The sequence below is a fragment of the Pseudomonas oryzihabitans NBRC 102199 genome (assembly GCF_000730625.1).
Lineage (GTDB): Bacteria > Pseudomonadota > Gammaproteobacteria > Pseudomonadales > Pseudomonadaceae > Chryseomonas > Chryseomonas oryzihabitans.
The window spans coordinates 899,538-913,038 of record NZ_BBIT01000002.1 but is presented as its reverse complement, the minus strand read 5'-3'; the positions used below and the strand labels follow the sequence as shown (position 1 = coordinate 913,038).

The following is a 13,501-nucleotide window of genomic DNA, read 5'->3' as shown; positions in this document are numbered from 1 at the left end:
ATCTGGCAACCGAGAGCACCATGATCGATCTCGCCGAATGGAATCTGACGGTTCCCGTACCCATGCCCGTGGCCCAGGTACAGACCGCCGAACTCAACAGCAGCGCCTTTCGTAGCCCCTATCTCATGCGTGGTGAGGGAGGGTCGCTGCTGTTCTGGGTCCCCGTGACCGGAACCCCGCAACCCTTCAACAGCTATCCCGCCACCGAGTTGCGCGAAACGCGTCCGGACGGCAGCGCCTATGCCTGGAAGTATCGCGAGGCCGATGCCCTGCTGCAGGCCGAAGCGGCGGTGCAGCAGGTGCCCTCACGCCCCGAGGTCATCATCAGCCAGATCGAGGACCAGACCGCCGCGCCTGAAGCGTCCCAGGCACTGTTGCAACTGGTCTACCGCGTGGAAAGCGCGGCCACTGCCAAGGGACAGGTCGAGCAGGGCCAACTCATCGCCCGGTTGCGGGAAAGCCCCACCGACAGTCCCAAGGACGTCATCCTGCTGGAGCATCTACCGCTCAACAGTCGCTTCAGCTATGACATCAAGCTGGCGCGTACCGGGGTGCTCACGGTACGTGCCCATGGCGCCGGTTCGCGCAACGGAGACCTGGGTCTGCAACTGGACAGCGCTTGGAGCAGCCATCACCTGTATTTCAAGGCGGGCGCCCGCTTGCGCGATGGGGAAGGGCCCGCCACCGAGGGCGGGCGTGTGCTGTTCTACCGGCTGATTTCCATGCACCAGCCCAATAACAGATAGGGCACGTCCTAGGTGGCGTGCTTTTCCTGCTGCTTGCGCTCTTCGCGGCGGTCGTTGCTGACCTTGAGCTTCTTGGCGCGGCTCTCCAGGGCGAAGTAGAGCACGGCGGCGATCAGCAACGGGACGATGAAGTACAGCGTCCGGTAGCCGAGCAGGGCGGCGATGATCTTGCCCTGGGAGAGGCCGTCGTTGGCCAGCAGGGCGATGAACACCGTCTCCAGCACCCCGACCCCGGCCGGGATATGCACGATGACCATGGCGATGCTGGACAGCAGCAGGACGCCGAGTACATGCAGATAGTCCACCTGACGGCCGAGGAAGAGATAGACAATGGCGGCCATGGCCATCCAGTTGATCGAGGACACCAGCAGCTGCAGGCAGGCCATGCGCAGCGAGGGCAGGGCAAGGCGCTGCTTGCGCACCGTCCATTCGCGCTGCTTGGCGAAGGCGCAGACGCCCAGGTAGAAAACGATGAAGGCCAGTAGACCAAAGCCGATCAGGCGCAAGGTGGTGTCGCCGACGAACCAGTTGGGCGGCATGTCCACCACGCCGCTGACGAAGATGCCGCCGGCGAGCAGGACATATCCCAGCCAGTTGGTGGCGATGCTCAGGGAAAAGATCCGGGTGATGGTGCCGCTGGAGAGGCCCAGCCGCGAATAGAGGCGATACCTCATGCCGATGCCGCCGACCCAGGTGCTTAGGGTCAGGGTAAAGGCGTAGCAGATGAAGGACACCAGGAACACCTGGCGCTTGACCAGCTTGTGGCCGCAATAGGCGCGCCCGATCAGGTCGTAGCAGCCATACATGATATAGGACAGCACCACCAGGCCGCCGGCCATGGCCAGGGTGGTCCACTTGTAGCCGGTAAAGACCTTCCAGACTTCGCCCCAGTCGACCTTGCGGGCATAGATCACCAGCAGCACCACCACCGCGATCAGGAACACCCAGGTCAGGATCTTCTTGGCCAGCACCCAGTGCTTGTTCTGTGGCTTGTCGGCGGCCTGCTGGTCCGCCTCGTCGTCGGCGTGGTCCAGGGTGTCGCTGTGGCTGCTCATCGTTGCGGATACCTTGAGATCGAGGAATCGACCCGGTCCTGGGTTTCGAGCTCGGGCTGCACCGGCGGACTCACCAGTTCGATCTTGGGGGTATGACCGGGCAGCCAGCCGACCCAGGCGGGAAAGTGGCGCAGGAAGTGAAAGACCAGCATCGTCTTGGCCAGGTGCCAGTAGGTGCGCTTGGGCACCTTGCTGCTGTCGACGTGCTCGCAGTGGTTCTGGATCAGGGTTTCCAGGCGACCGCGCAATTCACGGTTGAAGGCATGGTCGTGGAAGATCAGGTTGCATTCGAGATTGAGCGAGAGACTCAGGGGGTCGAGGTTGCTCGAACCCACGGTGGACCAATGCTCGTCCATGGTCGCCACCTTGCCGTGCAGGGGTCTCAGGCAATATTCGTAGATCTCCACCCCGGCCTTGACCAGGTAGTTGTAGAGCATCTGGGCGCCGACCTTGACGATGGCCATGTCCGGTTCGCCCTGGACGATCAGCACCACGCGGACGCCACGCTGCGCCGCATTGCGCATCTCCCTGAGCAGCCGATAGCCGGGGAAGAAATAGGCATTGGCGATCACCACCTCGCGCTTGGCGTTGCGCAGCATCTCCAGGTAGTGCTTTTCGATATCGGCACGATGCTCGTCGTTGTCGCGGAATACCAGCAGCGCCTGGGCATTGCCGGGATTGCGATTGTCGGCCGGCTTCTGCGAGCGCTTGCCCCACCAGCGATGGGTCTCCTCCGGGGAGTTGATGGCGTCGCGGGCGAAGCGGTGGATGTCGTCGACGATGGGGCCTTCGACCTCGACGGCATAATCCTGCTTGGCCTCGGGCCCGAAGTCGCCCAGGTGTTCGGCGGAGTAGTTGATGCCGCCGATGAAACCCAGGCGGGCGTCCACCACCACGATCTTGCGATGCAGGCGGCGGAAGAGGTTGGTCCTCATGCCCATAACCAGGGGGCGCGGATCGTAGTAGCGAAAGCGCACCCCGGCATGGACCATCTCGTCGATGAAGGCCTGCGGCAGGTCCGGCGAGCCGTAGGCATCCACGGTGATGTCCACCTGGACACCGCGCTTGGCCGCCGCGACCAACTCCTCCTGCAAGGCCTTGCCGACCTTGTCGTAAAATAGGATGAAGGTCTCGATGATCACCTCGCGCTCGGCTTCGCGGATCGCCTCGAAGACCCGCGGAAAGAAGTCCTCGCCGTTTTCCAGCAAGGCGATGCGGTTTCCGTCCCGCCATTCGAAGTTCATAGGTGGAAGTCCGCAGCCAGGGGAGCGTGGTCGGAAAGGTGCGACCACGGCTGATTGCCTAGCACCTGTGGGCGCCCGACACTGACGTTACGGGTATAGATGCGATCCAGGCAGAGCAGGGGACGCTTTGCTGGGAAGGTCTTGGGCAGGCGCCCCGCGGTCTTCATGAACACCTCTTCGAGGCCCGCGCCCTGGCCAAGGATGTCGTTGGCCTTCTGGCGCCAGTCGTTGAAATCCCCCGCCACCACGACAGGAGCGTCGCTGGGCAGGGAATTGATGTGTTCGCAGATCAGCTTCATCTGCATCTGGCGGTGCTTTTCCCGCAATCCCAGGTGCACGCAGATCACGTGCAGATCCACACCTTGATCCGGAACACGCAGGACGCAATGCAGCATCCCGCGCTTTTCCGGTCCGGCAATGGAAATGTCGAAGTTGTCGTAACTGACGATGGGAAACTTCGACAGCACCGCATTACCGTGATGGCCATCCGGGTAGACCGCATTTCGCCCGTAGGCGAAATCGGTCCACATGGAATCGGCCAGGAACTCGTACTGCGGCGCCGCCGGCCAGTTCTCGAAGCGCAACGGGTGCTTTTCGTGGGTACCCAACACCTCCTGCAAGAAGACAATGTCCGCTGACACCGTCCGCACCGCCTCACGCAATTCCGGCAAGATGAACTTGCGGTTGAAGGACGTGAAGCCCTTGTGCGTGTTGATGGTCAGGACCTTGAACGAAAAACCCTGTTGCGCGTCCGTCATGCCTGGCGCTTCCTCCGCTTGGTCTGGGTCAGCTCGAACAGCAATACCGAGCGTCCGGTGACCTGATAGGTATCTCCGAAATTGAAGACGTCGCCGGCATCCAGATCGGGCTGATTGGTGTCCAGCTGCAGGGACCAATGCTCGCCCATGGGGACTTCCGGCAGGGTGAAATCCACCACGTCATAATGAGCATTGACCAGAATCAGCAGCGAGGTATCCGCGCCCTTGCGACGAATGCCGGTCGGCTGAGCGCGACCATCCAGGAGGATGCCCATGCACTTGTTGCTGCCGTCCTGCCATTGCTCATCGCCCATCTCGCTGCCACCGGGCTGCAGCCAGGTGACGTCCTTGACGCCCAGTTCCTCGTTGTAGGCGCCGGTGAAGAAGCGGCTACGACGCAGCAGCGGATAGCGACGACGCAGGTCGATCAGGTTGCGCACGTATTCCTGCAGTTCGGCGCTCTTCTCGCTGATCTCCCAGTTGACCCAGCCGATCTCGCTGTCCTGGCAGTAGGCGTTGTTGTTGCCGCCCTGGGTCCGGGCGAATTCGTCGCCGGCCAGCAGCATCGGCGTGCCCTGGGAGAGGAAGAGGGTGGCCAACAGGTTGCGCATCTGGCGATAGCGCAGCTCGATGATTTCCGGATCGTCCGTCTCGCCTTCGGCGCCACAGTTCCACGACAGGTTGTGGGAGTGACCGTCGTTGTTGTCTTCGCCGTTGGCCTCGTTGTGCTTGTCGTTGTACGACACGGTATCGGCCAGGGTGAAGCCATCGTGAGCGGTCACGAAGTTCACGGACGAATAGGGCTTACGACCGCGACGATTGAACTTGTCGCCGGAGCCCAGGAAGATCTTCGCGAAGTCGCCGATCTTGTCCTCGTCACCCTTCCAGAAGGCACGGGCGGTGTCGCGGAAGGTGTCGTTCCACTCCATCCAGCCGGGCGGGAAGTTGCCCACCTGATAGCCGCCAGGGCCGCAGTCCCAGGGTTCGGCGATGAGCTTGGTCTCGGCCAGGATCGGGTCCTGACGGCAGGCGTGCAGGAAGCCGCCGCCCTCGTCGAAGCCGTCCGGCTCGCGACCCAGGATGGTGGCCAGGTCGAAGCGGAAGCCGTCCACGCCCATCTCGGTGGCCCAGTAGCGCAGCGAGTCGGTCACCATCTGCAGCACGCAGGGGTGGCTCATGTTCAGGGTGTTGCCGGTGCCGGTGTCGTTGATGTAGTAGCGCGCATCATCGGGCATCAGGCGGTAGTAGTTGGCGTTGTCGATGCCCTTGAGCGAGAGGGTCGGGCCCATCTCGTTGCCTTCGGCGGTGTGGTTGTAGACCACGTCGAGGATGACCTCGAGGCCGGCGTTGTGCATGCGCGCGACCATCACCTTGAATTCGCCGATGGACTGGCTGGCCATGTAGCGCGAGTGCGGGGCGAAGAAGGCCAGGGTGTTGTAGCCCCAGAAGTTTCTCAGGCCCTTTTCCAGCAGGTGGTTGTCATCGAGGAAGTAGTGGATCGGCATCAGTTCGACCGAGGTGATGCCGAGCGACTTGATGTAGTCGATGACCTCGCTCTCCTGCAGACCGGAAAAGGTGCCGCGGGCGCTTTCCGGGACGGCCGGGTGCTGCATGGTGTAGCCACGGACGTGGGTCTCGTAGAACACGGTGCGATCACGCGGCACGCGCGGGTGGGTGGTGTTGCCCCAGGTGAAGGCGGGGTCGATGACGCGGCAGCGCGGCATGAAGGGCGCGCTGTCACGCTCGTCGAAGGACAGGTCGCCATCGGGGTGGCCGATGGTGTAGCCGAACAGGGCATCGTTCCACTCCAGCTCGCCCACGATCTGCTTGGCATAAGGATCGATCAGCAGCTTGTTGTGGTTGAAACGATGGCCATTCTGCGGCTCGTACGGGCCATGCACGCGATAGCCGTAGAGGGTGCCGGGACGGGCGTCGGGCAGATAGCCGTGCCAGATCTCGTTGGTGAATTCCGGCAGTTCGATACGCTCGATTTCTTCCTTGCCTTCGTCGTCGAAGAGACAGAGTTCCACCTTGGTGGCGTTGGCGGAAAAGATGGCGAAGTTCACGCCGGAGCCGTCCCAGGTGGCGCCCAGGGGGTAGGGCAGCCCTTCACGAACACGAGACTTGGACTTGCTGATGAAAGTGGTCGCTTCGGTTAACGGCTTGTTGGACTCGGTTGAAGTCATTTCGACGCTCTCGGGATAGCTAGGAAGGAAGTAGCTCTGACTCGGCTCTCAATACCTGCCGGTGGCTGAATCGATACAGATCCGGCTACCTGCATATGAAAGGCCCGACGCAGCGCAGTTCCGAGTCCTGATGGCGAACCGACAAAGCGTTGTTTTTTCAGGAAAAAATCAGGAAAACAGTGATAACGCAGACACCGCAGCGAGGCGGCGGGGGGAAGGCCTGGCCGGACGGCCAGGCCGAAACATCACATCACTCGGTGGCGGCGGGCTTGGTCGTGGCCGCCTTGGCGCGGGACGCGCGCGGCTTCTTCGGCGTGGCCGGCGCCACACCTACGCCGGTTGCCTCGACATTGGCATCGGCCTTGGCCTTGCTGGCGGTGGTCTTGCTCGCGCCGGTCTTGCCTGCACTGGGCTTGACCGCCTGCTTGACCTTGGAGGCAACCTTCTTGGCCGCCGATTCCACCTTCTCGGTTACCGACTCACCGGCCGCTGCGGCTTCGGTAGCGGCCTTCTCGCTGCCACTCTTGGTCTTGCCGGTGGTGCGGGGCTTGCTGGCAACGGGCTTTTCCGCGCTCGCTGCCGCAGCCTTGGTCGCGCGAGGCTTCTTGGCCGCGGTCTTCTTGGCCACGCCTTCCTGTTCGGCTTCGTACAGTCGAGTCGCCATCTCCCAGTGGCGATCGTGTTCGTGGGCCGGCCGTCCTTCGGACTCCCAGATCTGATAGGCGAGCTGCTGGATGCGTTCGTCTTTTTGGGTCATTGCGGTGCGGCTCCTTGAGTGATGTCTTGTGTGCTGAGCAATCCAAGCGGAAAACGTGCCAGAACCTCGCCGACAGAAAGCTCTTTCTTCTGGTCATGGACAGATGCCGGGGCAAAAGTTTCCCCAAAGCGGTACATGGACAAGGTTTCCGGAAGTTTTATCCGGGTGTCCTGCCAGGCCTCTGCGGAAAAGCGGAGATTTCCATCGTTCTGCATGAGGTCGGAGGCATGCACCGGTACGATGACGATCACCGCCTGTTGCTCCCAGGTCCGGGCGAACGCCAGCACCTGATCGGCATGGGCACCCACTACGGTCAGGGGCAGGTAGCGACCTTCGGTGAACAGCTGCGGCTGCTGCTTGCGCAGCTGCAGGACGGCAGCCAGTACCTGTTGCTTGATCTCGCCGTTCTGCCAGGCATCCAGGGCAGCCTCGACGGAAGCGTGCTTGGCCAGCGCCTGCTGCCGTGGGGCGTAGTCCACGGCACGGCGGTTGTCGGGCTCCACCAGGCTGAAGTCCCAGAATTCACCACCCTGGTAGAGGTCGGGCACGCCGGGCGCGGTATTGCGCAGCAGCATCTGCACCAGGCCGTTCAGCGCACCGGCCGGAGCCAGTTCGCGGACCGCGGTGACGATCTCGCCGCGCAGGGCGCGGTAGTTGTCGTCGGTGAGCAGACCTTCCAGGAAGGCCTTGCAGGCCGCCTCGTAGTCGCCATTCGGCGCCCACCAATCGGACTCCAGCTTCTCTTCGCGCAGGGCCTTTTCCTGCCACTGCAGCAGCCGCTCCAGATAGGCCTCCAGACCCTTCTGGTCGTCGGCCTGGAGCTGCAGCGGCCAGCTGGCGAGCAGGGTCTGGTAAAGCATCAGTTCATCGCCCGGCGTCGGCGCCGGGGCGTCGTTCCACTGGCCGCGCAACGGTGCGGCCTGTTCCATCCAGCGGGTGGCCTGGGCGATATAGGCGTCCGGGCGTTCCGAGACCACTGCCAGGCGCGCGCGGGTGTCTTCGCCACGCTTGTGGTCGTGGGTCGCGGTGGTCAGCATGTTGCGCGGGAAGTGCTCGGCGCGCCAACCGCTGGCCTGGTGGAAGGCACTGACCGGCTGGGCGAAATGCTGCGGATCGAAGCCCACGTCATTGCGCGACAGCAGCGGCGCGGAGCGATAGCAGGCCGTGTCTTCCACCGCCTTGGCGGCGATCGGCGAGGTGAGTTGCTGGAACTTGGTGATGGCACGACGCTGCTCGCGCCGGGCCACGCTGCCCACGGGCTTGTGACGCGGGGCGTCGCCACCCAGCCAGGCGCGCAGCTGTTCCAGCAGTGGTTGCTCCGCCTCGCTGACGTGGGGGCGGGCAGCTTCCAGTGCGGTATCGAACCACTGGGCGTCGTTGCCGACGAAGCCCGCCGCGCCGGCGTAGGTGCGATAGACCTTGAACTGCACGATCAGCTCCAGCAGCACCCGGCGGATGGCGCCCTGACTGGTGTCGCGGGTGCGCCAATCCTGCTGCGCCAGCAGGTGCAGGGTATGCACGGCCGATTCGAATTCGCTGTTCAGCGCGGTGGTGAGCACCAGGCGCCGCGCTTCCCGCACCTCTTCGAGGAAGTCCTCGGTGCGGCCGGTCCGCTCCGCCCAGAACTGGCGCAGCGGGGCTTCGCCGCTGGCGGCGTGTTGCACCGCCGACACCTCGTTCATGAATTCGTAGCCGGTGGTGCCGTCGATGCCCCAGCCTTCCCGCAACTGCTCGCCTTCGGCGAGGATCTTCTCGATGTAGATGGGGAAGCCGTCCTCCGGCGCACCGCCGCTGCGGCTGGCGCAGAGGTCGTCGACGCGACGGCGCAGCTTGCGGCAATAGGCGCGCGGATTGGCCAGACCATCGATGTGATCCAGGCGCAGGCCGTCGAGCAGGCCTTCGCTGATCAGGCGGAAGATCAGCGAATGGGTTTCCTCGAACACCTCGTGGCGCTCCATGCGCAGGCCGCCCAGTTCGGTGATGTCGAAGAAGCGCCGCCAGTTGATGTCGTCCGAGGCGGTGCGCCAGCTGGCCAGGCGATAGTGCTGACTCTCCAGCAGGGCGTGCAGCCGCTCCTGGTTGGCCGGCTGGCTACCGTCGAAGGCGGCTACCGCCTTGTCGATGGCGGCGGCGACGGCGGGGTCCTTGGCGGCATCGGCCAACTGGCGCTGGGCGCCGCGGGCTTCTTCCAGGTCCTTGGCCCGTGCCGAGAAGGCATCGGCGAACAGACTCAGCTGGGGCAGGTCGCTCTCACGCAGGATCTGGCCGTAGGTACCCGGATTGATCGGAAAGTGGTGGGCGTAGTACTCGACGCGGAAGGCGCCTTGCTCGGCGTCGAATACCAGCTTGAGTTCGCCGGCCTGCAGCACGTTGCCATAGGCGTCACCGAGGAAGGGCAGCAGCACCTGGCCCTGCAGATCCGGGTCGGGCCCGTACCAGTTGATGTCGTAGAAGCCCGCGTAGCGGCTCTGGCGACCCCATTCGAGGATGTCCAGCCACCAGGCGTTCTCCGAGCCGCCCACGTTGGTGTGGTTGGGCACGAAGTCGGCGATCAGGCCCATGCCGTGTTCGCGCAGGCGGGCGACCAGGCGCCGCAGCGCCTCTTCGCCGCCCAGCTCCGGGTTGACCCGGGTCGGATCGACCACGTCATAGCCGTGCACGGAACCGGCGCGCGCGGTGGTGATGGGCGAGGCATAGAAATGACTGATGCCCAGCTTGGCGTAGTACTCCACCAGGGGCAGGGCGTCGTCGAAGGTGAAATCCTTGTGGAACTGCAGGCGTACGGTAGCGCGCAAGCGACTCATCGAGTGTTCTCCGGATTGTTACGAGCAGTGCTCAGCACGCGTAGGCGTCGTTCAGGGGTAGCGGCATCCAGCAGGCGCTCGGCGGGGTCATCCCAGCGGCGCAGCCAGTTGGGGTGTTCGTTGGTGGTGCCGGGCAGGTTGGCCTGCTCCAGCTGACCCAGGGCGTCTTCCACCGGCAGGATGATCAGCGGCGCCGGGGTGCGGCCGATGAAGTCGATGGCGGCATCGACGGCGGACTCGACATTGCTTTCCCGGGTGTCGTCCAGCTTCAGCACCTTGGCCAGCTGCTGACGATCCTTGGCACGCTCGTCGAGACGATCCTGGCGCGAGGTGCCGTCGGGCAGCAGTCCGAGTTCTTCCTGCCAGTCGGCGTCGCGGCCTTGCCACCAGCCGGTGAGGGTCGGCAGGTCGTGGGTGGTGGTCATGCCCATGGCCGTGTCCGACCACTGCGCGGCCGGCTTGAAGGCGTCGCCATCGCGCTCGAACAACAGCACCTGCATGCCCATGATGGCGCGCTCGGCCAGCCGCTCGCGAAAGCCCTCGGGTACGGTGCCCAGGTCTTCACCCATGACCACGCAGCGATAGCGCCAGGATTCCAGCGCCACCAGCCGCAGCAGGTCGTCGATCGGATAGGAGAGATAGGCGCCGTCGGCCGGGGAGGCACCCTCGGGCACCAGCCAGAGGCGCTGCAGCCCCATCACATGGTCGATGCGCACGCCGCCGGCATGGGCGAAGTTGGCCCTGAGCATCTCGATGAAGGCGCGGAAGCCATGCTTGACCATGCCGGTGGGGGAGAAGGCGGAAATGCCCCAGCCCTGGCCCTTCTGGTTGAGCAGATCCGGCGGACAACCCACGGTGACCGAGGCCAGCAGCTCTTCCTGGCGACTCCAGGCCTGGCTGCCGCCACCGTCGGCGCCTACGGCGATGTCGGCGATCAGGCCGATCTTCATGCCTGCTTCGCGGCACTGCGCCTGGGCCGCGGACAGTCCTTCGCTGGCCAGCCACTGGGTGAAGGCATAGAACTCCACGTCCTGGGCATGGCGTTCGGCGAATTCGGCCACGGCCGGATTCTTGGGATCGCGATACTGCTGGGGCCAATGCTGCCAGCTGGGCGAGGCATCGCCCTGGGTGAAGGAGGCATGCAGGGCTTCGAAGCGGCAATGGTTTTCCAGGGCGTCGCCACCGTCGCGGCGGAAGGCTTCGAAGCGCTCGCGCAGCTCACCGCCAGCGGTACGGAAATCCAGGTGCAGGGTGCGCAGCAAGCGCAGCCGCAGCCTGGCCAGGGCCGGCCAGTCGATCAGTTCCAGTTGCTCCAGGCGCTCGGCTTCGGCCTGCAGGCCGGCGCGCTGCATGGCCTGGCGCACCGGCTCGGCACCCAGGACCAGCTCCGGCGCGGCATAGAGCACGTTGAAGAACACCCGACTCGACGGGGAGTAGGGGCTGTAGCGACTGCCGTCGGCGCTGAACATGGCGTGCAGCGGGCTGATGGCCAGGGCGTCGGCGCCCTTGCTGCCCGCAGCCTTGGCGAAATGCACCAGGCCCTGCAGATCGCCGGCGCCGCTGCCCCCTTCGCGCCTGAGGCTGTAGAGCTGCACGGCCAGCCCCCAGAGACGGGCCTGCTCGTTACCGGTGGCGTCGGCGATGGTGAAGCAGCGTTCCGGCGCCACGGCCAGGGTCAGGGCTTCGCCATCGACCTCGGCCTGGTGATAACCGGCGGCGCTGATCGGCGCCAGCTGTCCGCGGTCGTCGACCTGACCGTCCAGACGCTCGCCATCTTCCAGCTGCACCTGGTAGCGGACGCCACGCTTGAACTGGTCCGGCGCCCCGACCGGCTTGCCGACCACCGCCGTGATGAGCGGCGGCAGATGGTGCTTGTCGCCCACCTCGGCCAGCTTGCGCAAGCTGGTGTCGATCTCGTCGTCACTGTCCGCCGGCAACTCGATGGCCTTGAGCAGATTGCGCAGCGCCTCGGGGCTCACCCGTTGGCGCTTGCCGTCGTAGGCGGTCCATTCGATGGCGATGCCCGCGGCCTCCGCCAGTTGTTCCAGACGATCTCCACTCATGCCTTTTTCTCCAGCCAGACCAGTGCCGAGTGAGCGGCCAGGGTGCCGTCCTCGCGGGTCGGCGTTGCGCTGGCGTCACTGCTGTGCAACAGCTCGCCCTGGGGAGCCTCGTCCACCGGTACGGCCTTGTCGCTCAGGTTGAGTTCGATGGTCAGGCGGCTGCCGTCGGCGAGACTCCAGCGCGCCCGTACGGCGCGCTCGGCCAGGGCTTCGGCGCCCATGGGGCGAGCACCTTCCAGGCGCGGGAAGAGTTCGCGGCGGCGGATTTCCAGTAGCTCGCGATACAGCCCCAGCCAGGCGGCGTGATCGGGCTGATCGGCCTCGCCGAAATTGGGCTTGGAATCTTCGAAGGTCTTGGCGGCGTTCGGGTCGGGGATCTGCTGGCGATGCTTTTCGCTGGTGAAGAAATCGAAGTCCTTGAATTCGTTGCGACGGCCGTCGCGGACCAGCTCGGCCAGCTCGTCGTTGTGGCTGGTGAAGAACAGGAAGGGTTGGCGGCTGCCCCATTCCTCACCGATGAACAGCAGCGGAATCATCGGGCTGAGCAGCAGCAGGGCAGTGGCGGCCTTCAGCGCCGGCTCGGGCGCCAGACGGGTCAGGCGTTCACCGAAGGCGCGGTTGCCGACCTGATCGTGGTTCTGCAGGAAGATGACGAACGCCGAGGCCGGCAGGTCCTTGCTGGGTTCACCACGGGCCTTGCCATGGCGGGTCTGCTCGCCCTGGTAGATGAAGCCCTCGCCCAGGCAGCGCACCAGCTTGGCCGTGGCATCCTCGGTGAAGTCCTGGTAGTAGCCTTCGTTCTCGTCGGTCAGCATGGGGTGGATGACGTTGTGCCAATCGTCCGCCCACTGCGCGTTGTAGTGCTTGCCACCCAGCAGCGTGGCCGTGTTGTCCTCGTTCTCCAGCATCAGGTGGATGTGGCGACCCGGCTCGACGGTGCTGCGGATCTCCTCGGCCATCTCTTCGAGGAAGCCCTTGTCGTTGATGGCGTGGACGGCATCGAATCTGAGGCCGTCGAAGCGATATTCCATCAGCCACATCAGGGCGTTGTCGATGAAGTAGCGGCGTACCGCGTCCTGGCGGAAATCGATGGCCGCGCCCCAGGGCGTATGGATGTCTTCGCGGAAGAAGCGCTCGGCATAGGCGTGCAGGTAGTTGCCGTCCGGTCCGAAGTGGTTGTAGACCACGTCCAGGTAGACCATGACGCCATGGCCGTGGGCGGTGTCGATCAGCGACTTGAGGTCGTCCGGGGTGCCATAGGAGGCTTCCACCGCATAGGGCAGCACGCCGTCATAGCCCCAGTTGCGATCGCCGGGAAATTCCGACAGCGGCATCAGCTCGATGGCGGTGACGCCCAGTGCCGCCAGGCGCGGCACCAGCTTCTCGACGCCGGCGAAGCCACCCAGGGTGCCGACGTGCAATTCATAGATGACGCTTTCGTGCCAGGGACGGCCCTGCCACTCGACGGTCTGCCAGTGGTAGGTGGTCGGGTCGATGACAATGCTCGGCTCGTGCACATCGCCGGCCTGGGCGCGGGAGGCCGGGTCGGGGACCAGCAGGTCCTTGATCTGGTAGCGATAACGGGTGCCGGCACCGCATTGGGCCTCCACCGCGAACCAGCCGTCTTGCTCGGCTTCCATGGGAAGGGTCATGCCACCTTCCAGGACCACCGACACGGCGTCGGCGCTGGGCGCCCAGAAGTGGAAGAGGGTGCGTTCCTTGTTCACCAGAGTGGCACCGGCACGGGTCTGCCAGGCATAGCCCCCGGTCACCGCGGCTGCGTCGCGCGAAATATCAGTCATGGATAGAGAACTCCCGAAACCGGACGGCAGAAAAGACGCTGCGGCCCAGTTGGCCGCAGTTGCTGTTATGACCGGTGAGAGTTGCG

9 protein-coding genes are annotated in these 13,501 nt (G+C 64.6%); 1 reads left to right on the top strand and 8 read right to left on the bottom strand.

Features of this window, described 5'->3' with window-relative positions:
- Nucleotides 1-20 precede the first annotated feature (20 nt).
- Nucleotides 21-746: a polysaccharide lyase family 7 protein gene (locus POR01S_RS05605; protein WP_027599231.1), complete on the top strand. Its 726-nt coding sequence runs from the start codon at nt 21-23 to the stop codon at nt 744-746.
- Between the two features lie 8 nt (nt 747-754).
- On the opposite strand, the gene POR01S_RS05600 is transcribed toward POR01S_RS05605, so the two are convergent.
- The 8 genes from POR01S_RS05600 to treZ all read right to left on the bottom strand — a co-directional run bounded on the left by POR01S_RS05600 (nt 755) and on the right by treZ (nt 13,415).
- Nucleotides 755-1,801, bottom strand: a complete 1,047-nt coding sequence (locus POR01S_RS05600; protein ID WP_037007058.1) for a lysylphosphatidylglycerol synthase transmembrane domain-containing protein — start codon at nt 1,799-1,801, stop codon at nt 755-757.
- Nucleotides 1,798-3,045 (bottom strand): cardiolipin synthase ClsB, encoded by a 1,248-nt coding sequence (gene clsB / locus POR01S_RS05595; RefSeq protein ID WP_042134338.1) that lies wholly within the window; start codon nt 3,043-3,045, stop codon nt 1,798-1,800. Before clsB ends, POR01S_RS05600 begins: the two co-directional genes overlap by 4 nt.
- Nucleotides 3,042-3,803 (bottom strand): endonuclease/exonuclease/phosphatase family protein, encoded by a 762-nt coding sequence (locus POR01S_RS05590; protein WP_007161821.1) that lies wholly within the window; start codon nt 3,801-3,803, stop codon nt 3,042-3,044. The genes clsB and POR01S_RS05590 overlap by 4 nt, the downstream gene beginning before the upstream one ends.
- Nucleotides 3,800-5,989 (bottom strand): glycogen debranching protein GlgX, encoded by a 2,190-nt coding sequence (gene glgX, locus POR01S_RS05585; protein ID WP_244898821.1) that lies wholly within the window; start codon nt 5,987-5,989, stop codon nt 3,800-3,802. The genes POR01S_RS05590 and glgX overlap by 4 nt, the downstream gene beginning before the upstream one ends.
- A 250-nt stretch (nt 5,990-6,239) precedes the next feature.
- Nucleotides 6,240-6,746 (bottom strand): DUF2934 domain-containing protein, encoded by a 507-nt coding sequence (locus POR01S_RS05580; protein ID WP_027602408.1) that lies wholly within the window; start codon nt 6,744-6,746, stop codon nt 6,240-6,242.
- The gene (gene treY, locus POR01S_RS05575) at nt 6,743-9,550 is read right to left on the bottom strand and encodes a malto-oligosyltrehalose synthase (protein WP_042134336.1); all 2,808 of its coding nucleotides are present in this window, start codon (nt 9,548-9,550) and stop codon (nt 6,743-6,745) included. The genes POR01S_RS05580 and treY overlap by 4 nt, the downstream gene beginning before the upstream one ends.
- A complete protein-coding gene (malQ, locus tag POR01S_RS05570; RefSeq protein WP_042134334.1) occupies nt 9,547-11,613 on the bottom strand; it encodes a 4-alpha-glucanotransferase in 2,067 nt (688 codons plus the stop codon). Before malQ ends, treY begins: the two co-directional genes overlap by 4 nt.
- Nucleotides 11,610-13,415 (bottom strand): malto-oligosyltrehalose trehalohydrolase, encoded by a 1,806-nt coding sequence (gene treZ / locus POR01S_RS05565; protein ID WP_081875165.1) that lies wholly within the window; start codon nt 13,413-13,415, stop codon nt 11,610-11,612. The genes malQ and treZ overlap by 4 nt, the downstream gene beginning before the upstream one ends.
- Between the last annotated feature and the right edge of the window lie 86 nt (nt 13,416-13,501).

What these genes read in the sequence shown, in the direction of transcription:
- malQ (WP_042134334.1), bottom strand. Translation starts at nt 11,613, where the DNA reads ATGAGTGGAGATCGTCTGGAACAACTGGCGGAGGCCGCGGGCATCGCC.
- POR01S_RS05580 (WP_027602408.1), bottom strand. Translation starts at nt 6,746, where the DNA reads ATGACCCAAAAAGACGAACGCATCCAGCAGCTCGCCTATCAGATCTGG.
- glgX (WP_244898821.1), bottom strand. Translation starts at nt 5,989, where the DNA reads ATGACTTCAACCGAGTCCAACAAGCCGTTAACCGAAGCGACCACTTTC.
- treY (WP_042134336.1), bottom strand. Translation starts at nt 9,550, where the DNA reads ATGAGTCGCTTGCGCGCTACCGTACGCCTGCAGTTCCACAAGGATTTC.
- treZ (WP_081875165.1), bottom strand. Translation starts at nt 13,415, where the DNA reads ATGACTGATATTTCGCGCGACGCAGCCGCGGTGACCGGGGGCTATGCC.
- POR01S_RS05590 (WP_007161821.1), bottom strand. Translation starts at nt 3,803, where the DNA reads ATGACGGACGCGCAACAGGGTTTTTCGTTCAAGGTCCTGACCATCAAC.
- POR01S_RS05600 (WP_037007058.1), bottom strand. Translation starts at nt 1,801, where the DNA reads ATGAGCAGCCACAGCGACACCCTGGACCACGCCGACGACGAGGCGGAC.
- POR01S_RS05605 (WP_027599231.1), top strand. Translation starts at nt 21, where the DNA reads ATGATCGATCTCGCCGAATGGAATCTGACGGTTCCCGTACCCATGCCC.
- clsB (WP_042134338.1), bottom strand. Translation starts at nt 3,045, where the DNA reads ATGAACTTCGAATGGCGGGACGGAAACCGCATCGCCTTGCTGGAAAAC.